Below are 25,111 nucleotides of genomic sequence, written 5' to 3' on the forward strand. Positions count from 1 at the left end.
TACCGATTATTGCTCATTTTCATAATTTCTTCGATAAACAGCAGGTGTTATCCCCTTTATTTTCTTAAAACTGCTGAAGAAGGAATTGTAATTTGAAAACCCTGCTCTTGAATACAGATCCTTAATAACATCATCTGTTTCCACAAGAAGACGGGCGGCTTCTTCAACCCTGAGATGGTTAATCTCATCTGACAGGGAGTTATCTGAAAAATCCTTATAGATCTGCCTTATATAGTTGATAGACATTTTCATGTCATCTGCAAGATACTGTACGCAGCAGGCCGGATCTTTATAATGTAACAGCAGACTATCTTCAATCTCTCTGAAATGAACGACTCCCTTCCTGCCGGCCTTTCCTGTCTGTTCACTGAGGGTCTTCAAAATATCCAGAAAAAAGATCTGGAAATTAGCCAGAGTCTCCAGGGTTTCAGGATGAGATCTCACCTGCTGCAGGAGCTTCTGTAATTCAGGCATATTCATACCTTTAAGAAAACGGAGGATACGGTAGGAGAAAATTCTGATGTGCTGTTCAAAATCCTGATAGGTAGCCTGGGTCAGATTTTTTCTGATCATTTCAAGCTTTGCTTCTGCACCTGACAAGTTGCCCTGTCTGAGACAGCTTAGTAATTTATCCGCTACATCTCCTGGAAACATAACAGTACTTTTATCCTGATCCAGATATTCATTAAACTGATTGAAACCGAGAGCAAACTTGCCATTCGCCGCAGAAAGGGAGTGATCATAAAGTGTATGAAGCCAGTTATCTTCAATGCTGCTGCGGAAAGAGTAACCGATACTGACAGTAAGATCTGTATTCATCTGGATATGTTTCTGCAGCTCCAGCATACGCTTTAGATGTTTATCAGGTAGACCTGACAGGAGACAGACAAGATTCCGGCTGCTTTTATCAATGAGGACTTCATTTTCATCATTCAGACCGCTCTGAATCAGACTGACCATGGAGCGTCTTTTTGTCCTGAACAGATTTCGGTCCATATCCTGAATCAGGCGATAATAATCATCAATCTGAAGGACAAAAAGTGAAAGCGGTTTTCTCAGGAGTTTTACATCTCCTTCAACGAGCTCCTCTTCCCAGAAATGATACTTATGACCGTCCAGAATCGCCCGGAAGATTTCTATACGATAGTCATCCTGCAGCTCCTCAAGTGATTCCTCAAGAGACTCTTTTTCATCCAGCATATCCTTGTAGCGCCCTGTAATAAAGCTGATTTCTCTACTGTTATTTTTTACTGGAAGTACAGAATGCCCTGAGCTGTCATCAGAGACATAATTTACCAGAGAGATAATGGGCTTATAAACTCTGCGGCTGGCCAGATAGGATAAGGCAAAGCTGAAAAGAAGAAGTATAATCATTATATAGAGGATTCTTTTACTCACATCAAGAATTGAATTGTCCAGATCATCCAGGGGCATTACTGAGATAATGTACCAGCCCAGCCTGTAGTTGAACTGATAACTGACCAGATGATTATTCTCAACAAGAAAAGAGCCCCTCCCCTCACTGTCTGATTCCAATATCCGGGAAAAGACGGCCTGCATCTCCTCATTGTCCATTATTCCGGTTCTGGCAATAAGAGCATCTTCCTGGTTGTAGATAAAAATACTGTTATCCGGATGATCAAATTCAGTATTAATGATTTTTTCCAGGGCAACAACATCGATATTGGAGATCAGAGCCCCCTTGATAGGGGCATTATTATTAGGGGTGGTCCCCATCAGTAGAGTCAGGGTATCAAACTGGCTTTCAGTTCTGTACTGGGAGTACTGAGTGGTTCCCTGCCGGGGCCAGTAGCGGTCAATGTAGGTATGATCAAAGTGCTCCAGGAGATTCAGTACTTCACGGTCATAGAAATTTTCGGCAGCCTCATATCCGGTGGATGTTGTCAGAAAAATGTCCATCTGCCCATTATAGAGATAGAGAGAGTGGATCAGCGGATAGGTTAGAAGAAGACCATCCAGATACTCTATTCCATCAAGCATTTCTGATTTAGTAAGATCATTAGAGTACATCAGACTGGAGACTAGATGATTATTATAGCTGGCCTCTTTCAGTCCCGGAATCATCTGTGCATGAAGCACATCAAACATATGGCTTACCTGACTGGTAGATGTCAGGTTTCTCTCGGCAAAAGCATTTCTGACAACGATACGGGTTCTATTTATAAACAGGCTTGTCGCCAGAATTATTATAAAAAGACTCAAGATAAGAAATAATCCCAGAATGGAGAGAAAAAAACTTTTTTCTTTTTTCATGAAGAGCATAGAACTCCTGAATATTACAGATTAAGTCTTAGTATTATACATGGGATATAGCAATAAGCATACAAATAGATAATGTAAAACTTTATACCTTTATTATTAGACAAAAATGGCATTATAAATGTATATTCAAACACAATGAAGTCATATTACATTAGCAAAACCAGAGAAGCCGAGTCCTCGATCCTCAGTATTCACAGGGATAATACCCGCTACGATTTTTCTCTGCTACACAGCTCTATCACCGAAGTAAATGCCTTGAAGGACAATGAATACGGCTCCCCTCACAGCCATGATGTTTACCACGCTGTTTTATACACAAAAGGTAAGAACCAGGTAATTTATAAAAATAGAAGAGTGGATATTACCCCGGGGACCCTCCTTCTAGTCAGCCCGGGAGAGGATCATGACTTCTATCCCTGTAATAAGGGAGAAATGGAATATTCAGAGATAACCTTTGAGTATGTATGCGGAGATTCAGTACTGAAGATTCCATTTACATCACTTATGTCTGAAATAACCGGGAAGGATCAAAACAGCCTTCCTTCACTGATCAGTCTTGATAATGACCAGGTTTTAAGATGGATGAAACTCTTTTATGCATACGGTGATCTTCAGAAAGACTACCGAAAAAGCAGTTTTGAGATTCACCTTAAACTGGCGGAGATATGGCAGATGATCACCGGACTCAACAGGGATAGAGAAAAAGAAAAACTGCCTCAACAGACAGCGGAGATAATCAGAAACAGTCTGACAGAGAAGCTGAATCTTGATGATTTGTCCCGACGCCTCAACGTTTCCAAAACATATATCAACAGAGAATTTAAAAGAGTATGGAATACGACTCCAATGGAATTTCACAGGAACCTCAGACTTGAAAAAGCAGCAGACCTCCTGAGAAGTGGAGAAGAGTCACTGAAAGAAGTTGCAGATACTTTCAGCTTTTATGATGAGTTTCATTTCAGCCGAAGCTTTCAGTCTCTATATGGAATCCCCCCCGGCGAATTCAGAAAACGAACCCGAACTCAGGAGAGAAAAGATGTATAGCAATGAACTGAAAAACAATCCGCTGAAAAGCAGAGCCGACATGGTCAGGGCTCTCGAAACTCTGATAAAACCTCTGCCGGCGGCATTAAAACATAGCAATACCTGGATGCTTCCCACAAGCACAGCTGCTCACTACACGATGAATGGAGCCGGACTGGAAGGCTATTCCCGCCCCTTCTGGGGAATTGTCCCCGCCCTTGCCGGTGGAACCCCTCCGGGAGAGATGGAAGAATATATAACCATGTGCGCCGAAGGGATGGCAAAGGGAGTGAACCCTGAGCATCCTGACTACTGGGGGGACACCTTTAACAGGGATCAGAAATTTGTTGAGATGGCCGTACTTGGTCTCTCTCTTCTGCTCAGTCCGGAAATGTTCTGGGATAAGCTGGACGATCAGGCAAAAAAGAATTTACAGATATGGCTTGAATCTGCCAATGACCATGAATACCCGCCCTGCAACTGGCTCTTCTTCAGAGTCTTTGTGAACGTAGGTCTTAAAAATGTATGCTCCGGTGGTTCTGATACACAGATTGAAGAGGATATGAAAGAGCTGGACAGCTACTATCAGGGAGACGGCTGGTATTCCGATGGCCATACAGAACAGTACGACTACTATATCTCATTCGGAATGCACTTTTATGGACTCCTCTATGCAGGAATCAGAATGAAAGAAGATCCCGAACGTTCCAGGAGATTTATGGAGAGAGCTGCCATATTCGCAAAAGACTTCAGCGCCTGGTTTGCCCCTGGAGGCGAAGCTGTGGCCTACGGCCGTAGTATGACATACCGTTTTGCTCAGTGTTCTTTCTGGTCGGCAGCGGCATTTGCAGGGCTTGAGAATTATGCGGCCTGGATCACTCCGGGTATTCTGAAAGGAATGATTCTCAGACATTTGCGCTGGTGGTTTCAAAAACCTTTCTTCTCGGATGACGGATACCTTACAGTTGGTTATGCCTTCCCGAATCTGCTGATGGCAGAAGGCTACAATGGTCCCGGAGGTCCCTACTGGGGACTGAAGAGTTTCTTTGTTCTTGCACTCACGGAAGAGAGTTCCTTCTGGCAGGCAGAAGAAGAAGATCTCCCCATGCGGCTGCCGGAAGTTTCACTGCAAAAGCATCCCCGATTTCTTGTATGCCGTGATAAAAGAGGTGATGTAACCATATTGAATGCCGGCCAATTTGCCGAATTCGACCCCAGGCACAACGAACAAAAATATGGAAAACTTTCCTATAACAGCCGTATCCCCTTCTCCGTTCCTGTAGGCAGTCGTAAAATCGGAGAACAGAATCCTGACAATACTCTTATGATACACACAGAGGATAATCTTTGGCTCCATAGGGGCAGAACCAAAAACAGGCAGTTCAGAGACGATGTAATATCCTCGGACTGGGAGATTAGAGAAGGACTGACCATCCGCAGTATCCTGACATGGATTGAAGGGATACAGATCAGGCTTCATCTTGTCAAAAGCAACAGATTTCTGGTGTTTGCCGAGGGTGGTGCAGCCTGTCCTATTGAAGATCATAAACAGACATCTATGTTCAAACAGGAAGGCAGTGAAGCACAGTTTCATGGATGCGGGCATTTTGCAAAAATTACAGAGCTGATAGCGGAATCAGATGAAGAGACAGATTCCGTAGAACCCTGGCAGATACCAGCGGAACCCAACAGTAATCTTCTTTTTACCAGGACAGTCATCCCTGTACTTATTAGAAAACAGATGCCCGGTACTTCACTCTGGATAAGCTGTGCCTCTTCAGGACTTGTTGAAGATGAGAAGAGTCATGACAACATTAAGGTGGATTATAATAAGGATGAAGATCTGATAGTCAGCGGAGTCAGTGAGGAACGACTGATTCCTGCTGCCTGGCTGAAAATAAAAGAGGAGATTGTCCGGGGAAACAGAGAAGGTTCCCCCGGAACGTCATGATCAGACTGAAGAGTTCTGTTCCAGAGACACAAACCCTTTAAGATCCCGTCCTCCGGAATGGGCTGCAAGGGCTGCTTTTTCCTGGAGACCGATGAGGGGGAGAGCTCTATCAGCAGTATTCTGAAAGACAAGTTCCATATCATTGTATTCGGGCTGTGACAGGTTAAAACCATGGAGATCGGGAATCTCTGCAAGGAAGGAGATAAAATGATCCACCCTACCGCAGGAGTGTATGGCTCCTCCCTTGAAATGCTTCAATAGTGCCGAGTCATAAGGAAGGATAAACTCTTTATACATATGGGGGCTGAGGTTCATTGCCGAGTCATCCCGGATGCAGATTGCGCCGAGATAGCCATTTCCGAAGAAAGCATTCATCGAATCTTTTTTAGGCATCAGATCAAACCATTTCCCCAGGAATGCCTTATAGGTTTCACTGACTTTTCCAAGGAGAGAGTGAACAAGGTCTGTGTTGTCATATAGAGCCAGAAAGATATCACTACCCCACAGAAGTTCACTCACATCCATAGGGCCCTGACAGTCGGGATGATCTGTTCTGATATATTTTGAGATAAGAGGATACTGCTTATAGATATCATTATAGAGTTCAGCCATACGGAAAACACCTGCTCCATGACCGCCGTTCAGATCCGGAATGTCTCCGCCGACTACATCTTTTATCGCATCAATACCGCCGGGAAGCTCTTTTACATTTGGCAGAGTATTCATCTCTCTGGGCATGATAAAAGGAGGGGCACCGAATAAGGAGGGAAGAGTTCCCACCCCGAAGTTCGGCCTTACTGAAAGAAGACCACCGAATCCCCAGGAAAGATTATGAGAGACCGTGGCAAACTGATCGATAGCCATAATCTCATCACTTTCCAGACAGTCGTTGATATTGATTTCCGGCCATTCAATACGGGTTTTGGATTTTTCTCTCCGGGGCATAAAGTAAGGTTCCTGCCATCGGCCGTTCACATACTGATCCCACTGATCAAGAATATTATCTTCCTGCTCTGCATCCAGTCTGCTCTCAATATCATCAAGATAGTCTTTCAATTCTCTCATTATCTACTCCAATATCAATTCTCAGAATAATGATACACGAGGATATTTGCACATATCTTTGCATTTTTAACTATTTAATATGCATATTTCACAAATCATGCTATCTTTTTGCAATGGAACCTGCTCAGGAGATTTTTCAAAAACCCTTCAGCCTCAACTCCTCCATCAGCCCTCCCGGTTTCCCGGCCCCATGGCACTGGCATGAAATCAATGAAATATATATCTGTGAAACAGAGAAGATGCACTATCTTGTTGGGAATATTCTCTATGAGATTTACAGGGGAGATATTCTCCTGTTCAACTCACTTGATGTTCACAGGGCCCTTCCTCCCGAAACCGAAAACTATGCCCGGAAAATGGTTCTCTTTCAGGATACTTTTCTACAGAACTGGAATACCACAGACTATGAGCTCTTTGCCTGTTTCCATCACAGGAAACCCGACTTCTGTCACTATAGAAGCCCGAATCCTGAGGATTATGAAAAACTACTCCTACTCTTTAACAAAGGGATGGAGGCAATAGAGTCAAATCATCCTGCCTCACAGCTGAAACAGCAGATGATTCTGACAGAAATACTGATCTTCCTAAATGAGATTTATGCCGTCCCTGTAGACAGAAAGGATCATCTGAAAGATTTATCGGAAGAGGATTTTATTCAGGATGTACTCTTATTTATAGAGCAGCGGATCAGGGACGAAATAACCCTGCCCCAGTTAAGCCGGGAGTTCGGAATATCCGTGAATTCCCTGAACGGCAAGTTTAAAAAAATAACCCGGATGACGGTTCATCAGTTTATCATTCAGCGACGGCTGCAGCTGGCATGCATCCTTCTAAAACAGGGGAAATCAGTGAGTGATTCCGCCTATGATTCAGGCTTTGGAGATCTATCCCACTTCATCCGCTGTTTTAAGGCCAATATAGGCACAACTCCCAGGAGCTATGCCCTTGCTTATTCCGTTTAAACGGGAATTTTTCGTTCCAGAATTTCCAGAAATGAATTCCAGTCTTCCCGCAGCTGTTCAGGATCATCTCCTTTTACAAACTCTATAAAACCATAGCGATTCTCATTCCCTGGTAAGGCAGTGAAAAAGTGGCTCCATCGCTCAACTCCTTCAGAGAGGGGACGGCGCTCGATTCTTTTATCCGGCTCCCGAAATTCCGTAAGCTTCCATTGAAAGATATGGATATTTGTCAACTTCTCTCCCAGATCCAGGAGAGAATTCAGGCATGCCTGGTCGTTAAAGACATGGGGGGGCTGCCAGTAGAAGCGGACAGAAGGATGGTTTACAGCCTTATCCAGCGCCAGGACTGCTTCGGGGGTATGGGTCAGAGTATTTTCATGATACTCAAAAGAGAGGGTCATTCCGGCAGCTTCAGTCATATCAGCGATACGTCTTATATCATCCACGGCTGCAGCCAGTTCGGCAGCAGAATACTCTGTAAAATTCTTACTGCCGGCCCAGACTCTTATGGTTTCCACTCCAAGAGAATCGGCTGATGCCAGGACATCATCAAAGGAGAGGCCCCCTGCTTCACTCTCTCCCACCCGGTAGTAGGAGCCGTAAGATGGACATCTGATTCCGGCAGCATCACAGAGCTCAGCCAGTTGGGCAGCCCGCAATGCATCACCATGAGGAACATGTATGTCTCCGCCCCACTCTATTGCAGGTATTTTCAACTCTGAGCAGAGCCCGATAATCTCTTCAGCCTGAAGATGTCTGAATGAAATAGAACAAAGTCCGGGAATTATCATGCCATGGTCTCCATCATTTTTTCTGTCACAGTCCAGACAAGAGCTTCAGCTGCCAGAAATCGTCTGCATTCATCAACAGCCATCTGCCCCATTCGTCTGCATTCTTTCTGCTGGGAACCCGCAATATGAGGGGTAATATATACATTAGCCATAGAGAGCAGAGGATTATCCTCTGCAGGAGGTTCGGGATAGACAACATCAAGATGAGCTTCGAGATCCGGACGATTTATGAGGACATCAATCATGGCCTCTTCATCCACAATGGCCCCCCGGGCGGTATTGATAAAAGCAGCCCCCTTCTTCATGGAGGCCAGAAGTTCCCCGCTGATCATCTTCCTGGTTGCAGGAAGATTCGCTGTGTGGAGAGAGACGACATCGCAGCTCTCAAAAATCTCTTCCAGAGAGACATATTCAAAATTTTTCTCCGCTGCCAGAACCTCATTCCGGGAAATATCAAAGACCTTGATCTTAACATCCAGGCTCTGAAGGAAATCCAGAACCAGAGAACCGATCATTCCCAGGGAAACAAGCCCGACTGTAGATCCATAACATGCGGGAATCATCTTTTCTTCGGCGTGTTGCTTTTCCCAGCTCTGATTCTCCCTACAGAGACGAGTAAAGTACTGAGCTTTTTTTAAGGCCAGAATTATCTGTGCAAATGTAAATTCAGCAACAGGAACGGCATTGGCCGAGTAGGCTGTGGTGATAGGAATATCTGTTTTCCAGAAGTCCGGGGTTACAATCTCTCTCAGTGAACCTGCTCCGTAAAATACGGCTTTAAGTTCAGGGGCGGATTTTAGAAAATTCTCATCCAGACAGCATCCTTCCCAGCCTGAAAAGAGAAGGTTCACCTTCTCCAGAAGATCGGGACGAGCCAATGCTTCCTTCCTGCCCATGGGAGGATGAAGTAGAGTGGTCATGGATTCTATTTCTGAAACCTGGTCGGGGCCGAAAATATCATTGATATGGAGTGGGTCCATAATTATTAAAGATGTAAACTGCATCAGAGCTGCTCCTCTTTTGTTGCATACAATAATATCACAAGGTATTTATCAGAGCAACTCGGAGCAGCCTGAAACTGGATTATTGAATCTGCCGCATTATACTGTCTTCACTGATTTCATCCCCCATCCTATAGGAGAGTTCACTGGCAATACCGCCGTTTTTCAAAAGAAGGACCCTGTCACAGACCTTAGCCATCTCATCAAGCTCTGAGGAGACAATGATTATAGAGTGACCATCATGTGCCATATCATTGATAATCGAGGCAATCTCATTCTTCGATGCAATATCTACACCAATGGTTGGTTCATCAAGAAGAAGTACCGAAAAATCTGAGCTGAGACAACGTGCAAGTACAGCCTTCTGTTGATTCCCCCCGGAAAGACTGGCAATATCCTGGTCCATTGAATAAACCTTTATATTCAGGCGTTTGATCAGTGACTGCACAAGGTTCCGCCCGGTATCTTTTTTCAGGAAACCCCGCTTACTGAGTTTTCTCCAGACAGGGATCAGAATATTGTTATAAACCGAATCTCCCATAACGATGCCATGACGGTGCCTATTCTCAGGAATCATAAAGAAACCCAGTCCCTGAGCATCTGATGGATTTCCAGGCTCAACCGGATTGCCTTCCAGGAAGATCTGTCCTTTACTGCTTTTCATAAGACCATAGAGTGAGCTTAATAGCTCTGTTCTACCGCTGCCCAGCACTCCTGCTATCCCAAGGATTTCTCCTTTATAGAGTTGGAATGATAAATCTGTCCAGAACCCCTCCATACAAAGATTATCCACAGAAAGAACAACCTCATCTGAATCACTCCGTCCTGAATGAAAATCTGCATGTTCAATCTGATCCCCTACTAGGGCCTCTACAATATGATCAAGAGTAATTTCCGGTACAGGAGAATCCAGAATAATACGTCCATCTCTCAACACAGAGACTCTGTCACAGAGATCCATAATCTCCTGGAGATGATGTGTCACTATTATAATGGACAGTCCCTGCTCCTTTAGAGTTCTGAGTACTGTAAATAGAGATTCAATTTCAGTGCAGGAGAGGGATGCGGTTGGTTCATCAAGAATCAAAACTCCTTCATCACTCTGATTCAGTGCCTTGGCGATCTCTACTATCTGCTGCTTCCCGACAGGAAGCTTCTCAAGATAGATTTCAGGGTCAATTTCCATTTTAAGTCTTTTGAAGATCTCTCTGGATTTTTTAATGCAGAACTCTTTATCAATAAGGCCGTTTCTTTTCAGAGGCTCATGTGCCAGAAATAGATTTTCCCAGACTGTCAGAGTCGGAATCAGGCTGAAATCCTGAAAAACCATGGCGATACCCGCCTTAGCAGATTCCCTGGGAGAATTAAAAACACCTACTTTACCATTAACAGAGATCGAACCTGCATCACATGAATAAACACCATTCAGGATTTTCATCAAGGTGGATTTACCAGCTCCATTTGCCCCAGCCAGACCGACAATCTCCCCTTTTTGCAAAGTGAAATTGATATTATTAAGAACATTGACCGGTCCGAATGACTTACAGATATCCTTCATTTCAAGAATAGTATTTACGGCCATTGAACAGCTCCCCCATTGGAATCAGAAATCCCTACCAGCTCCGGATTGCCCCTGCTGATTCCTTTAATGGATGCGATATAGGAGGTACGAACAAAAGCTTGTGGGCGAAACCCCAGAATCACTGAGTCTCCGATTTGACATCCTGCACCCTCTGTTCCATGGAGCATGCCATAATAGTCGATAGCCTGGTACGGTGGAATCTGTGCCTCATAAAAACGGTCCAGAATATGAGCACTACTTTTTGAAGAGAGGGCTGTAGGTTTATAATCAGGAAATACAGGATCAATATACAAACCGCCTCCATAAAAGTAGGGTGTCCCCTGATGCAGGTGCGCCAATTCAGACAAATACAATACACCGGGGATTTCAACAAGATCCCGGACAGCATGCAAAGGAGTTGTACCTGTCAGACCGTGCCCCGGCTCTATCTGTGTGACCCCTTCCTCAGCCAGGAGAGGCAGAATCTCTACTGAAGTTGTTCCCGGAGCATTAACTTCAAAATCCTTTAAACCTAGATTATGCAGACGTTTTGCTGCAGCACTGAGAGTTTTCAGATTATGGGTTTTCTCCACTGTTGAACTGACATCATTATAAAGAAGGCAGGGGAAGGTTGTCAGTCCTGCAAAACGGAGAGAGCCGAGACCGGAAAGATAATCTAGAGTACTTTCAAGCCTTTCTACTGGGATACCTCCCGCATGACCTTCATAAAAGTTATCTCCCTTTCCATAAATTCTCAGAAAGATTTTCTGAACGAGTCCCTGTCTCTGTGCTTCATTATTAAGGACTGTGAGAGTTTCCTTATTAAAGACTGTCCAGAATTCCGGTTTCTGTGAAAGGCAGTAGGAAATATCCCCGGCAGGGATCTGTACCAGATGACCCGCATGGCCGATCTTATGACCGTTTGATCTAAGAGATCGGAAGCCTTTTATATCAACGGTAACAAAACTCTTAATCCCTCCCGCAACAGCAGCATCAAGAGCCGGCTTATGACGACCAATTTGCTTTGACATTCCAAAAGTAGTAATTCCCAATGTTGCGGCTTTATTACTGATATAAGAAGCATTCTTTTCAATTGCATCCAAATCAAGAACACAGCAATTGGACGGCAATTTCATTTCCTGGTGAAGACTTACTGCCGCTTTTATGAATTCAGGATTTCTCCTGGTAAGTGCATTTAAGAACATAGTTAACTCCTAATACGACAAAGGCTCTTTTAGAGCCTTGATATTTTTCAGATCAGAACCCAAAAGCTTAATTATTTTTTCCTTCTCTCAGACTGAGAGATACGGCGATAATGATGATTACACCTCTGGCAATCATCTGCTCAGAAACAGAAAGTCCCATAAGAAGAAGGGCATTATTCAGCATTCCCATGATTATTGATCCAAGAATTGCCCCTATGGCTGTTCCCTTGCCACCAGTAAAACTGGTACCTCCGATAATGACTGAAGCAATTACAGTCATGACATCCGATTCACCCAGTGTATAACGGGCACCATGCAATCTTCCGGCATAAAGCACTCCAGCAAATGATGCAGAGAGACCGCTGATAACAAGAACCATGAGTCTGGTAAAATCTGTCTTTATTCCTGTGTAATGGGCTGCATTTCTATTACCACCTGTTGCCAGAACGGCTTTACCAAAGGGTGTATGCTTTAATAGGATATGACCGAGAATTGCAACAACTGCAGTCCAGACAAAAAGTGTAGAAACAGCACCGATATCACCGGAACCGAACAGATATGTAAAATTCTTATTTATAATAGGAACAGCTTCCAGGTTGGTTATTGAACGGGCAAGACCGGTAACAATGCTGGATGTACCCAGAGTTACCAAGAATGCCGGGATTCGCGCCTTAGTTGTTATCAGACCATTAACCAGTCCAATGATTCCTCCAGTCAAAAGAGCCGTAGCCAATGCAAGAAGTACCACATCTGTTCGTTCCAAAACCAGAGCGGCAATCAGAGCAGAGAGAGCAACAGTCCCGCCGATGGAAAGGTCGATTTCTCCTGCAGAAATAGCAAAGGTCATCCCGACAGCCATTACAGAAACCATAGCTGTCTGCCTCAGGATATTCATTAGATTCCGTGAAGAGAGAAATCCCTTATCATGTAATATGAGAGAAAAGATAATCAGTAAAAAAATGAAACTTATATAGACAATATATTGTCTTATGAAATCTTTGAAAGATTCCCTGTTTGATAGAATGTTTGTCATAGGTCCTCCGGTCTCCGGCCGGAGCCGGGAAATACCGGAGCAGTTTATTCCGCTCCGGCAGATTGTCAGTCAGAAAGATTTAAAGTGCTTATTTAAGTGACTTCAGAACGCTTGATGGAGGATCTTTTCTGAGGGACTGATTCCAGACCTCTCTGATATTATCACTGGTCATTTTTAGATAAGGAACGACTACGAAGGGAGGAACTTTTTCACCTATAAGTTCCAGTGCCGCGGAACGAGCCATTGTTACTCCGATATCATAGGGGACATCAGCAACCTTTCCGTACACATTACCCTTCAAAGCGATATCCAGATCAAGAGTAGCACCCAGGTCATGGGTTACAACTTTGACATCATTCCATCCTCCTGAACGGAGAGCTGCGACAACACCCTCTGCTGCAACATCCCAGGCTACATAGATCCCGGTTATATCTGGATTCTGAGTCATCATGGCATTAGTGACTTCCTCTGTTGCACTCTCTTCAGAAAATCCCTTTTCAGCAGCGATAGACATACCGGCATATTTGTTCTCAATATCCTTCTTAAATGCAGAGTCTCTGTTATTGGTCACAAAAAAATCGGCATCATGATAGATAAACCCGACCTTACCTTCACCGTTCAGTGCATCATTCATCAGCTCCGCTGCAGCACGGCCCATACCGTAATGGTCACCTGTAACAACATTGACATATTCACTTCCGGCCTTGTATCCATCCACACCGTTGTCTGCGAAAACTAAAACGATGTTGTTATCCACAACTGGTCTAAAAGCACGGGCTCCGGAAACAGGGTCTACAACAAGAGTCAGTATTGCATCCGGCTGGAGAGCCATACATGTTTCAACATCTGTAGCCTGTTTAGCAGGATCAAACTGTGCATCCGCATTTGAAACTACTTTAACCCCAAGACGTGCAAATTCATCTTCTGCTCCCTTGGAGAGAGCATTATACCATTCGCCTGATCCTGCCCAGAGAAGTGCGGCCTTGAACTGACCGTCTTTTACATTCTGAACCTGTGCATCAGTCAATTCTACTTCACTGGCTCGAACAGCAGTTTCACCATTGGGTCCTTTCGCAAGGGCCAGATCGCTATCACTGACTTCTGGAAGTGCCTCAGCTTTAATTACTTTAGATTCAGATGCACCAGAGCTGTCCTGCTGACCTCCAGCAAAGCTCATTGCTGTCAATGAGACCAGAATGATCAGACTTGTAAAAATACGTTTCATAAATACTCCTTTGAATGTCCTACCCCTTTCTGGGGAGTTCCTATCCAGAACGCAAGGATCGTGCCATCTCATCTAAAAAAAGAACATAAAAACCAATATTTATTTATGCCATATGAATTTAAAGAATTCCTTAGACATTTAAACAAAAATTAAGCTTGCATTATTATGTGCACCTGATTTACATTATGTAAAGGTTAAACTATTAAACATGCACACTAACTTCACACTATTGATCATTGATGATAAAGAAAAACTCTGCCGTATCCTGGCGCATGACTTTGAAAATATCGGTTATAAGGCACATTATGCTCTTAACAGTAAAGATGCCCTCCCCTATATTCGGAATAAAAAGGCAGATGTTGTACTTCTAGACCTGAGGCTTAAAGATGAGAACGGTATAGATATTCTTAAAGAGATCAAAGCCATTGATACATCGATACCAGTAATAATAATGACAGGCTATGCAAGTATAGAAACTGCAGTGGATGCCATAAAATTGGGAGCCTGGGATTATATGCAGAAACCCCTCCCCTTTGCACGGGTTCAGAGAGTGGTTGAAAATGCTCTTCAATCCAGCAGGTTGGCTAATGAAAATACAGAGCTGAAAAACCGACTCAGCAGCAAAACGGCCGCATATCAGTCCATGAATCCCGGAATCAACAGCCTTATGATGAAAATTCATAAGATGTCGGAGACAGATTTCCCTGTTGTTTTTATCGGAGAGAGCGGAACCGGCAAAGAGATCATGGCCGAATACGTCCACAATCATTCCACCAGAGCTTCCCGGAAAATGTTTAAAATAAACTGTGCCTCTTTCCCGGCAAATCTTTTAGATAATGAACTCTTTGGTCATGAAAAGGGTGCCTATACGGGAGCAGATTCTCTATACAAAGGGATATTCGAACAGGCCGACGGAGGAACCCTCTTTCTGGATGAAATAGGTGATATGCCTCTGGAGATTCAGGCCAGGGTTCTCAGAACTCTACAGAACAGTGAAATAAGACGTCTTGGAGGAGATAAAACCATTCAGGTAAATGTCCGCTTCATAGCTGCCACAAATAAGGATTTAGAATATCTGATCAGGGAAAAACAGTTCAGGGAAGATCTTTACTACCGTTTGAATACCGCATTATTCCGACTCCCTCCCTTACGAGAGAGAAAGGATGACCTCCCCGGACTTATCAGCAATTTTATGAAAGAGTATGGAACTGAGAAGGCTTTCGATGGCGAGGCAAGGAATATCATCAACAGTTATTTCTGGCCGGGAAATATCCGTGAATTAAAAAATGTAATTAATTTTGCCATGACAATGTCTTCCAGTGAAATGATTAGAAAACAGGACCTCCCGCCCTATCTCTCAGGAAATGAAAATATGCCAGTTGAAGTTCATGACGAAGACCCTGAACTGCTTGAAAAAGAGGAACTTCTTGAGGCCCTGAAGAAATGCAGATACAACAAGAAGAAAACAGCCGAATATCTGAATATAAGCCGCAGAACAATCTACAACCGTCTTGAAAAACATGGTCTGCTATGAAACTTGAAACGATAACCCTCCAGAAAGTCAGCTATGATTATGGAACCTATCCCGTTTTAAGAGATACAAGTCTCAAGGTCTGCTGCGGAGAAATACATGCAGTAGTAGGTGAGCACGGTACTGGTAAATCAACAATCGCCCATATACTGAGCGGTTTCTATAATCCCAAATCTGGAAGCCTCAGCATAAATGGACAGGAAGAGTTGAAGCTGAGCAGAAGAAAGGCCAGAGAACTGGGGATCTACTATGTCAGTCAGCAAAATCCCCTGATTGAGGAATTCACAGTCTGGGAAAATATAATTCTTGATGAAAAATCATCAGTTTTCCCCCTACAGACAAGAAAAGGACAGCTGAAGAAGGTCCAATATTTCCTAGGATCTCTTGCAGTGGACTTCGACCTGGACCTTGAAAAACCCATAAAGCAGCTGGGCCTCAGCGATCTGGTTCTGGTTGATATTCTGAAGTCACTTTACAAAAACCCAAGCCTTCTGATAATCGATGAAGCCCTGGAAAAACTGAACGCAGCAAGCCTTCTCAAGATTCATACTCTTTTACGGCAGAGAAAAGAGAAAGGGATGGGTGTGCTCTTCATTACCCATAGGATTGACGATATTTTCTTCTTTGCGGACAAAGTCTCAATCATTAGAAATGGAACAGTATTCGCCACAGAAGATGCTGATAAGATTGACCGGATCGCTCTGATTAAACTGGCCTATACACAGATTACTGAAAGCCTTCAGAAACTGACCCGGCAGTCCTTTACTGAACTTCTGAAATTCAATGAAACAATACTGAATGACCTACCTGTGAATCTTATCCTTATCAATACAAACGAAGAGGTGAAGCTTGTAAATAAACAAGCCGCCCAACTATTTCCTGAAGGGAAGATTCTTGAAGACAGCACTGAACTTTCAGCTCTTCTGGGCTCAAAGAACTCTGATATATTGAATCAGATCAGGCCTGCTCTGCAGAAGGGAAAAGAAAAGAAATACTTTAATATGCGTCTCTATACAGAAAAGATGGCAACTCTTAATAATATTACCTTATTCCCCATACGAGAGGGTAATAAACTGATTGGAACCATTCTGATAATTGAAGATATTACGTCCTATGAGGAACTTAGGAAAAAGATGCAGCTCTCAGAGAATCTGGCCTCTGTTGGTATTCTGGCCTCGGGAGTGGCACATGAAATAAATAACCCCCTGGAGATCATTCATTATTATCTTGAGAATATCCGTTTTAATAATCAGAATGAAGCGATAGCCTCATCACTGATAAGTATTGAGGAGGAAGTGGAAGATATATCAAAAATCATTGGAAACCTAGTCGCTCTTTCACCGGGAAAAGAGAATGAAGCAGTTCAGGTTTTTGATCTGGTCAAATCCATAAAAGATATCTGCAATCTTATAGATTATGAAGCAAGAAAACGGAAAATATCTCTCAATATTGACACAGGCAAAAGTGAGATTCTTATTAATGCCAACAAACTGGAGATCAAGCAGTTAGTACTCAATTTGATCAAAAACAGCTTTGAGGCCCTTAAGGAAGAGGGAAAAGTGCTTGTTAAATGCCGGGTAGAGAAAGAGGATAATTTAGTGTTAATAAAGATCTCTGACAGTGGCCCCGGACTGCCGGAAGAAGAATTACAGTCTATCTTCCTCCCTTTCTTCAGTTCAAAGACAGGAGACAGCAATCTTGGAATGGGCCTTTCTATCTGCCACAGCATTATTGAAAAGCATCAGGGGTCCATAAAAGCTGAAAATGAAAAAAACGGAGGACTTTGCATGAGCATTGAGCTTCCCCTCTACTCAAACACAATTTCCTGAGAAATCATCCATACTTAGATTAATATCTAAAGAGAATAATCAGTAAAAAATAGCAAGTAATTATTCACTTTTACTATACTGCTCTGATATAGATTGAAATAGTTTATGATCATAGTCTTTTACGGAATTCCCGGGGTGATGCTCCGGTATATTTTTTGAAGATTCTTGAAAAATAAAATTCATCTTCATATCCTGCCGCTTCGGCGGCATCCCTTACTGAACTGCGGCGGAGGAGAGCATCCTTTGCCGCATCAAGTCTCCTTTCAATGATATAAGACTTTATAGAGATGCCTGTGTAATCCTTAAATATGTTGGATGTATGACTGTATCCGTACTCCGACAGTTTCATCAGTTTTTCCAATAACAACGGTTCCCGGTACCCCTTTTCAATTACGGAAATGATACCAAGAACGAGAGTACTCTTTCGGTTCTCTTCAATATCTGTCTCAAGATAGGCTTCCTCCATAAACCTGGTCAGCAGAACCATAAAAAGCGGATTAGTATCAAGAGGGAGCCAGCTCTCCCTGCCTCCGGCAATTATTCTTTTAATCTCGGAGAGAATGTGCAGTATAAAATCCCAGTCGGAAAAACGGATCAGAGGTTTATAACTGATAAGATTAAAAAAATCTGTTTTCTGGAATAGATAGAGCATAAAGTGCTGGGCTACCAAGACAACTGCTTCAGTACTGACTTTTTTAGCATTTACAAGACAGTGAGGTGGTACAAGAAGGGCCATTCCCGGATGCAGTGTGTAAAGAGTCCTGTTTAAATAGAAATCTGCACTTCCTTCTTCACAGATAAATAAATCGTAATCATTCATGGTCATATTTGATATATCCCAGTCATCCTGATTTACCTGGGGATAGGGGGGCTCGGTTAAATTTAAATTAATATTTCGATAGGGAAGCTTCTTATAGAAAGGAATCTCATCCATATTGCTCAAATATAGCATATTCAGTCAGAATAAATCCATGTTTCTTCAGAAAAGAACCATTCATTTCCAGATAAAACAGCCGTACAATCTCATATTATGAAAACAACAATAAAACTTGCAGTAGTCGGACTCGGAAATATGGGCAGCAATCACTGTAGAGATATCAATGATTTAGATAATGCAGAGCTGACTGCAGTCTGTGACATGGATAAAGAGAGATCTGAATCTCTTGCCCGGGAATACGGATGTGTCTCTTATACATCTGCCGAAGAGATGATGGACTCCTGTGAACTTGACGGTATCATTATTGCCACTCCCCATTTTGACCACCTGCCTCTTTCAGGGGCAGCCTTCAAAAGGGGTATTCATGTCCTCACAGAAAAACCAGTGGGAGTTCATGTAAAAGATGTAAATGCCATGATTAAAGCCTGGAATGACGGGCAGAAGAATAATAAGAATCTCATATTCGCAGCCATGTTTCAGCAGAGAACTCTTGGGATTGCAAAGAAAATTAAAGAGCTCCTTGATACTGGAGAACTGGGCAAGTTGATCAGAACTACATGGATTATCACAGACTGGTACAGAACTCAGGCTTACTTTAACTCAGGAGGCTGGAGAGCCACATGGAAAGGTGAAGGCGGAGGGGTTCTTATGAACCAGTGCCCCCATCAGCTCGATATGTATCAGTGGTTTGTAGGATGCCCCGACAGAGTATTCGGAATGGTTTCACTGGGAAAATACCATGACATAGAAGTTGAAGATGAAGTGACAGCCTACTTTGAATATGATAACGGAATGGTGGGGCATTTTATCACCTCTACTGGTGAAGCTCCCGGTTCAAACAGGTTGGAGATAGTCGGTGAATTCGGAAAGCTGATATGGGAAGCCGATAAACTTATCTTCCATAAAAATACCATATCCCTCCTGAATCATATGGCCACAGCTGAAGGGGGTTTTGAACAACCTGAATGCACTGTCAGTGAAATAGCTGTTTCTGAGAAAGGGGGTGAACATCAACTGATCATTCAGAACTTCTGCAATTCCATCCTCGGAAAAGAGAAGCTTATTGCACCGGCAGAAGAGGGGCTCCATTCCATCGCCATGAACAACGCCATCATGCTTTCCTCTTTTGAAAAGAGATATATTGAGATTCCCGCAGATGAGAACCTTTTTGCCGAGAAGCTTAAAGATCTTCAGGATAAATCAGGCACTGTAAAAAAGAAAGTTGTCGAAACAAAAGATGACTTTAATAAATCATTCTAACAAAGAAGAGAGCAGGATACTCCTGTTCCTGACAGGGATATATTCAAGTCTCTTGAATTATCCTTTAATAATTTAAATAAAATGGGGATAAAATAATGTATTACACAGGATTTACTGACGAAGCCGCCAGGGGCATTGAAGCCCAGATAAAGGCAACCAGAGAGCTTGGTTGGGATTATATTGAATCCAGAAATATTGATGGAGAAAATATCCACGATCTGACAGAAGAAGCCTTTGAGCAGGTCTATGAGAGCCTGAAAGAGAGCGGTGTCAGGATAAACTGTTTCGGTAGCACTGTAGCCAACTGGACCCGGGATCCCCGCTCTGAAGAAGACTTTCAGAAATCTGTAGAAGAGCTGAACAGAGCCATCCCCCGGATGCAGAAGCTGGGATGTACAATGATAAGAGGCATGAGCTTCACCAGACTAAGGGATCAAAGTCTGTATACTCCCGAACTGGAAACACTTATCTTCAAAAATATTCAGACCCTTGTAGATATCTGTGAGGAGAACGGCATTGATTTCATGCATGAGAATTGTGCCAATTACGGAGGTATGTCTTCTGATCATACTCTGAAACTTATTGATGCAATTGACTCCCCAAGATTCAAGATTCTATTTGATACTGGAAATCCTGTGAACTCTATAGATTACAGGAAGGGATATGAGAATCAGATGCAGAATGCCTTTCAGTTCTACTCCGCAATAAAGGAACATATTGCCTATGTACATATCAAGGACGGCCATTTCACCAGCATCAGAGAGAATGAGATATTTAATCTGAGCGATTGGTGTTTCCCCGGAGAGGGAGAAGGGAAAGTCCGTGAAATAGTCACAGATCTTTTAAAGAACGGATACGATGGAGGTTTTTCAATGGAGCCGCATATGGCTGTTGTCTATCACGAGAACAGCTCTGAATCGGCCGAAGAACTGAAGTATAATAATTATATAGAGTACGGGAAACGCTTCATGACCATGGTAGACAACATCAGAGAAGAGATCAGATAGGATGGAGAAACAAATGAGTTTTGATCAATTCTGGAAAGATAACGATGACGCACAGAAAGAGAACTGTTTTAATCCCGAAGCCACACAGGTAGCAATGGGAATCCTCATGAGTGATGAATGTGTTTATTCAGAACTCAATGAAAAGGGAGATCCCTGGGGGGAAATAGATATTCCACGACAGTTCGAACTGAATAAACGCTACAATGATAAGGCTGAAAAGATAGTTGGAAGACGACTTCTTAAGGAAATAGATCCCAAAGAACATGTAGCCTTTCCAAATATTAAAAGGATCGGAGAGGTCTTTGGTGGTCAGTATTTAATGGGAGTGAATACGGGAGAGTGGCTGGAGAGTCCGATCAATACGCCCGAAGCCCTTGAAAGGCAGCTGGAGAAAATTGATAACCTGGATATTGAATCATTTATCCTGCCGGAAAACTGGGAGAAGGAGTCACGAAATATCTATGAAAAGACAGGTAAAAAAATAGAGCCGAGAAGACATATCAGAGGACCGGTGACTCTGGCGACATCAATCTTCGGAATGGAAAACCTGGTATTTCTGTCTTACGACAGTCCCGAGCTTTTTAAAAGATTCAGCCGAACAATTTTAAAAGTTGTTCTGGAAATCAATAGGGTCATCGACAGGGAAGCCGGCTATACCAGTGAAACAGCCCCCTCAGGATTTTCTTTTGCCGATGACGACTGCAATCTGATGACTCCTGAGATGTACAAAGATTTCGGATACCCTGTTCTAAAGGGATGTTTTGAACACTATTCACCGAATCCCGGTGACAAGCGTTATCAGCATTCCGATTCCGCCATGGCCCATCTGCTCCCCATCCTGGGAACATTGGATATGAACGGATGTAATTTCGGTCCCACTGTTATGGTTGATGAGATCAGAAAGCATCTTCCCAATGCAAGGATCGACGGCTGTATGGCCCCTTTCACTTTTATGAACAACAATGCTGATGAGATCAGAAAAGAGGTAAAAAGAGACTGCCTGAGCATAAAAGGAACAGGTACAAGAGGCCTGAACATCTACACCGCTGGCTCAATCAACAACGGCAGCTCCCTGGATAGCCTCAAAGTGGTTATGGAGACGGTGCAGGAATTCGGTCAGTATTAACAGATATTCCAGAATTCAGCAGGGATCAGGGCCCGCTTACCGGGTTCTCCCTATAGGCGCTGGGTGACAGTGAATTATATTTCCTGAAGGCTCTGCTGAAACTCTTCACGTCGGCAAAGCCTGTTTTATCAGAAACCTCTGTGATAGTAATCCCGGTTTTCAGCAGGGTTCTGGCCCTCTCCATCCGCCTGGCGATAATATATTGATAGGGAGTGGTCCCCAGCTCCTCCCTGAAGAGGCGTATAAAATACTGACTGTTGTATCCCGCCCTGTTACTTAAATCTTCAACAGAAAGATCTCTATCCAGATTCTCAGTTATATAATGAAGTAGAGGTGTCAGCATACCCTCTGTAATAGTAAAAAGTGCCTCTTCGATGCAGTAGAGAACAAGGGCATCAGCCAGAACAGCAATCAGCTTCTGACTCTCCTTTCCAATACATTCGCTAAGGGTTTCAAGAAGATTGAACAACACAGGATCTTCTGAAGCAGAAATATCATATATTGAGCTCAGATTCCCGGGAAAAAAATCCATATGCAGATAGACACATATAAAGGGATTCTCCGGATCATGACTGAGCTTATAGGGAATGGCTGTAGGTAAAACATAGAAATGCCTTTCCAGGAGTGGAAGAGTCTGACCTTGATCGTGGTACAGAGCGTCTCCTCCTTTGACATAATAGAGCCGGGAATAACCGGGAGCAATACTTTCATCCACATGCCAGTCGGCAGGACAGTGAACAATACCATAATCCAGAACCATGGACTATTATCCCTCAGAAAACGGCTAGTTGTCAATTAATGCATAACAAACATCATTTATTACAGTTTTATCAACCATATTTGCATAATAGAATATCTTCAAAACTGTATTGAAGGATTTTACATGTCATTGTCAAAAGAAGAAATCACAGCTTTGCGTCAGCTTGGTGAAACTTACATGGCTATTGCTTCACTTCCTGTTCAGCAGGAGAAGGTCAATCTATGGAAGGATCTTAACCGTATGTCCTCTCAGCGTCCCATGGTTGTAATCGATCAGTTTCCATGGAATGAACTGGAAGGGGCGAATGACAAGGCCTGTGGTATAAAAGATCCCTACTGGAGGGATGTGGAGCTGAATCTCCGACAGACCATATATAAATGGAATACATGTCCTGTTGATATGGTTGTTGAGCCATATATTACAATCCCACTCTCTGCGGAGTGCACAAGATTCGGCCTCCATCATGATGAAGAATCCATGGCTCTGGATGAAGAGACCACTGCAAGATCCCAGCACTACAGCAGAACCCTTAAAACCATGGATGACCTGGAGAAAATTAAAGATATGAAAGTCAGCCATGACAAGGCTCTCAGTGAAAAACATCTGGATGAAGCCCGGGAGATATTTTCAGGAACAGCTCCTCTGAAACAGGGACACGGTATACAATTTCACCTGGGGATCTGGGATGACCTGAGCCGCTTTATCGGAATGGAAGATGTATACTATGAGATTCTGGATAACCCCGACTTTCTACATGCCTGCATGGATCGCCTTACCGACTCAGCCATAGCCGGTATCAGAGAGGCAAATGCACTGCAGCTTCATGATGATATATCCAATACCTGCCACTGCTCCTACATATATACTGATGAACTTCTGCCGGGATTCGGCGAAGGGAAAGGATCTGTTTCATCCAAGAGCTGGGCCTTCGGTATGGCACAGCTCTTCACATCAGTCTCCCCTGCCGCCACCGAAGAGTTTGAAACACCCTATATTAAGAGAATGGCAAAGGAATTCGGCATGATCTACTACGGATGCTGTGAGCGTGAAGATGACAGACTTGATATAGTAAAACAGATTCCCAATGTGAAGAAAATATCCTGCAGCCCCTGGAGTGACAGAAAGAACTTTGCCGAACAGATAGGCAGGGATCATATCATGTCCAATAAACCCAGCCCCGCCTTTATAGCTACCACATCTGTAAACTGGCAGGAAGTGGAAGATGATCTGAAACTGACCCGGGACATTGCAAAAGAAAATGGTGTAAATCTTGAGTATATCCTCAAGGATATATCAACAATAAATAATGATCCCTCACGACTGACAAAATGGGCTGAAACAGCCATGAGGATAGCTGAAGAGTGGTAAGCTGCAGCTAGAAAGCCATCCTGTCCCAGCAGGGTTCAGGATGGACTTCAAGCCCCAGAATCTCCCTGGCAGTTTTTACATAATATCTGTAATTCTCCAGGGGAGTTCCATTGGGAATTCTATGATCCAGACCGAACACCATCCCCCCCTCTCTCATAAGGGGCTGCAGTTTATATTCAAGCTCTTTTTTTATAGCCTCTTTTGACTGTCTGAGTACATGTTTATCAATCCCCCCGGACAGGGCCAGTCTCTTACCGTATTTCTTTCTGACTTCCACAACATCCATGCCCGCAGCCGGTTCCATGGGATACATCTCGGTGATTCCGGCATCCAGAAAACTGTCAATAACAGAGTTCATATTACCGTCAGAGTCCTGGCGGAACATCTTTGTCCCCCGGGATTCAAGAAGATCCCAGACCTTTCGATAATAGGGTTTCAAAAATTCATCAATCTGCAAGGGCCCGATAAGACATCCGCTTTTGCCAGCCATATCCTCATGGATAGAGAGTTGATCAACTGGGATTTTGGAACTGACAATATCCAGCACTTTATAAGCCGTATCTCCAATGGTATTCAGAATATCGTGAATCAGCTCGGGCTGCTCGTAATAGGCATAACAGAGATTCTCCTCTCCCATAAGCTGCCGGGGTTCATCAAAACCTCCGGGAATCTCAGCTACAAGAAGGGCCCCTGCAGCAAGGGCAGCCTCAGCCTTTTCCAGCCAATCCTTTGCCAGTCGGTCTTCCCGGAACTCATAACGGGGCTTAATATTCAGCCAGCTCTCCATATCAGTTACAGGATAATTCATGGGAAGCGGCAGTGTTGCTGTAGCCTTTACCAACTTCATTTTTCTGCCCAGACTGTCCAGGGTCAGCAGGTATTCATCATTCTCTTCAAGAACAATATCTTCAGTCTGGTCCAACAGAAATGTATTTACATCAATACTGTGTCTCCGTACATAATCGAAGCCGAAGGCCTTCATGCCTATTTCATCAGGAGTGGCGCCCTGCTGTTCCCACTCTTCAGGGAGTCCTATAAGAGGACCGAACAGTTCTACAAAAATGGGCCTTTCTGCATTTTCAAATGTCATATAGTCAAGGTATTGTTTTCTATTTAATTCCATACATATCTCCAAGAAGCGTTCTAATTGTATTATAGAGATATTTTTATTACTTATAATTGATTTTAATGAC

20 protein-coding genes are annotated in these 25,111 nt (G+C 43.4%); 9 read left to right on the plus strand and 11 right to left on the minus strand.

The features are described 5' to 3' along the window. Positions 1-6: 6 nt before the first annotated feature. Entirely contained in the window at positions 7-2,274 is a 2,268-nt protein-coding gene (locus tag DV872_RS08155) for a helix-turn-helix domain-containing protein (RefSeq protein ID WP_158546885.1), read from the minus strand. Between the two features lie 144 nt (positions 2,275-2,418). On the opposite strand from DV872_RS08155, the gene DV872_RS08160 reads away from it, so the two are divergent. Both DV872_RS08160 and DV872_RS08165 read left to right on the plus strand, forming a co-directional pair. Next, positions 2,419-3,327, plus strand: coding sequence for an AraC family transcriptional regulator (locus DV872_RS08160; RefSeq protein ID WP_114629376.1), 909 nt, complete (start codon positions 2,419-2,421; stop codon positions 3,325-3,327). Then, positions 3,320-5,257 (plus strand): DUF2264 domain-containing protein, encoded by a 1,938-nt coding sequence (locus DV872_RS08165; RefSeq protein ID WP_158546886.1) that lies wholly within the window; start codon positions 3,320-3,322, stop codon positions 5,255-5,257. Before DV872_RS08160 ends, DV872_RS08165 begins: the two co-directional genes overlap by 8 nt. Here DV872_RS08165 and DV872_RS08170 read toward each other — a convergent pair whose 3' ends face one another. Beyond that, positions 5,258-6,322: a uroporphyrinogen decarboxylase family protein gene (locus DV872_RS08170; RefSeq protein WP_114629378.1), complete on the minus strand. Its 1,065-nt coding sequence runs from the start codon at positions 6,320-6,322 to the stop codon at positions 5,258-5,260. A gap of 113 nt (positions 6,323-6,435) precedes the next feature. On the opposite strand from DV872_RS08170, the gene DV872_RS08175 reads away from it, so the two are divergent. Beyond that, on the plus strand, positions 6,436-7,284 hold the full coding sequence (locus DV872_RS08175; RefSeq protein ID WP_158546887.1) for an AraC family transcriptional regulator: 849 nt from the start codon (positions 6,436-6,438) through the stop codon (positions 7,282-7,284). On the opposite strand, the gene DV872_RS08180 is transcribed toward DV872_RS08175, so the two are convergent. The 6 genes from DV872_RS08180 to DV872_RS08205 all read right to left on the minus strand — a co-directional run bounded on the left by DV872_RS08180 (position 7,281) and on the right by DV872_RS08205 (position 14,100). Next, entirely contained in the window at positions 7,281-8,075 is a 795-nt protein-coding gene (locus DV872_RS08180) for a sugar phosphate isomerase/epimerase (RefSeq protein ID WP_114629380.1), read from the minus strand. The genes DV872_RS08175 and DV872_RS08180 overlap by 4 nt on opposite strands. After that, entirely contained in the window at positions 8,072-9,079 is a 1,008-nt protein-coding gene (locus tag DV872_RS08185; protein ID WP_114629381.1) for a hydroxyacid dehydrogenase, read from the minus strand. The genes DV872_RS08180 and DV872_RS08185 overlap by 4 nt, the downstream gene beginning before the upstream one ends. Before the next feature lie 79 nt (positions 9,080-9,158). After that, positions 9,159-10,658: a sugar ABC transporter ATP-binding protein gene (locus DV872_RS08190; RefSeq protein WP_114629382.1), complete on the minus strand. Its 1,500-nt coding sequence runs from the start codon at positions 10,656-10,658 to the stop codon at positions 9,159-9,161. Continuing rightward, positions 10,649-11,842, minus strand: coding sequence for an alanine racemase (locus DV872_RS08195; RefSeq protein WP_114629383.1), 1,194 nt, complete (start codon positions 11,840-11,842; stop codon positions 10,649-10,651). The genes DV872_RS08190 and DV872_RS08195 overlap by 10 nt, the downstream gene beginning before the upstream one ends. 67 nt (positions 11,843-11,909) lie before the next feature. Beyond that, positions 11,910-12,875, minus strand: a complete 966-nt coding sequence (locus DV872_RS08200; protein WP_114629384.1) for an ABC transporter permease — start codon at positions 12,873-12,875, stop codon at positions 11,910-11,912. A gap of 88 nt (positions 12,876-12,963) precedes the next feature. After that, positions 12,964-14,100 carry a substrate-binding domain-containing protein gene (locus DV872_RS08205; protein WP_158546888.1) on the minus strand — a complete coding sequence of 379 codons (1,137 nt, stop codon included), beginning with the start codon at positions 14,098-14,100 and terminating at the stop codon, positions 12,964-12,966. Between the two features lie 208 nt (positions 14,101-14,308). Here DV872_RS08205 and DV872_RS08210 point away from each other — a divergent pair, with 208 nt between their 5' ends. Together DV872_RS08210 and DV872_RS08215 are read left to right on the plus strand one after the other, a co-directional pair. After that, positions 14,309-15,634 (plus strand): sigma-54 dependent transcriptional regulator, encoded by a 1,326-nt coding sequence (locus DV872_RS08210; protein ID WP_114629386.1) that lies wholly within the window; start codon positions 14,309-14,311, stop codon positions 15,632-15,634. Continuing rightward, positions 15,631-17,460 carry an ATP-binding protein gene (locus tag DV872_RS08215; RefSeq protein WP_114629387.1) on the plus strand — a complete coding sequence of 610 codons (1,830 nt, stop codon included), beginning with the start codon at positions 15,631-15,633 and terminating at the stop codon, positions 17,458-17,460. Before DV872_RS08210 ends, DV872_RS08215 begins: the two co-directional genes overlap by 4 nt. Positions 17,461-17,569: 109 nt before the next feature. On the opposite strand, the gene DV872_RS08220 is transcribed toward DV872_RS08215, so the two are convergent. Continuing rightward, the gene (locus DV872_RS08220) at positions 17,570-18,394 is read right to left on the minus strand and encodes an AraC family transcriptional regulator (protein ID WP_158546889.1); all 825 of its coding nucleotides are present in this window, start codon (positions 18,392-18,394) and stop codon (positions 17,570-17,572) included. A gap of 96 nt (positions 18,395-18,490) precedes the next feature. Between DV872_RS08220 and DV872_RS08225 the strand changes: the two genes are divergently transcribed. The 3 genes from DV872_RS08225 (at position 18,491) to DV872_RS08235 (ending at position 21,790) form a co-directional block, all read left to right on the plus strand. Further along, entirely contained in the window at positions 18,491-19,657 is a 1,167-nt protein-coding gene (locus DV872_RS08225) for a Gfo/Idh/MocA family protein (RefSeq protein WP_114629389.1), read from the plus strand. A gap of 95 nt (positions 19,658-19,752) precedes the next feature. Further along, a complete protein-coding gene (locus DV872_RS08230) occupies positions 19,753-20,664 on the plus strand; it encodes a sugar phosphate isomerase/epimerase (RefSeq protein WP_114629390.1) in 912 nt (303 codons plus the stop codon). 13 nt (positions 20,665-20,677) lie between these two features. Beyond that, positions 20,678-21,790, plus strand: coding sequence for a uroporphyrinogen decarboxylase family protein (locus tag DV872_RS08235; RefSeq protein ID WP_158546890.1), 1,113 nt, complete (start codon positions 20,678-20,680; stop codon positions 21,788-21,790). A gap of 25 nt (positions 21,791-21,815) precedes the next feature. On the opposite strand, the gene DV872_RS08240 is transcribed toward DV872_RS08235, so the two are convergent. Beyond that, on the minus strand, positions 21,816-22,550 hold the full coding sequence (locus DV872_RS08240; protein WP_114629392.1) for an AraC family transcriptional regulator: 735 nt from the start codon (positions 22,548-22,550) through the stop codon (positions 21,816-21,818). A gap of 123 nt (positions 22,551-22,673) precedes the next feature. On the opposite strand from DV872_RS08240, the gene DV872_RS08245 reads away from it, so the two are divergent. Continuing rightward, complete coding sequence (locus DV872_RS08245; protein ID WP_114629393.1) at positions 22,674-23,918, plus strand: hypothetical protein; 1,245 nt, start codon at positions 22,674-22,676, stop codon at positions 23,916-23,918. Between the two features lie 7 nt (positions 23,919-23,925). Here DV872_RS08245 and DV872_RS08250 read toward each other — a convergent pair whose 3' ends face one another. Continuing rightward, positions 23,926-25,041, minus strand: coding sequence for a uroporphyrinogen decarboxylase family protein (locus DV872_RS08250; protein ID WP_114629394.1), 1,116 nt, complete (start codon positions 25,039-25,041; stop codon positions 23,926-23,928). Positions 25,042-25,111 lie beyond the last annotated feature (70 nt).

The sequence above is a fragment of the Oceanispirochaeta sp. M1 genome (assembly GCF_003346715.1).
Taxonomy (GTDB): Bacteria; Spirochaetota; Spirochaetia; order DSM-2461; family DSM-2461; genus Oceanispirochaeta.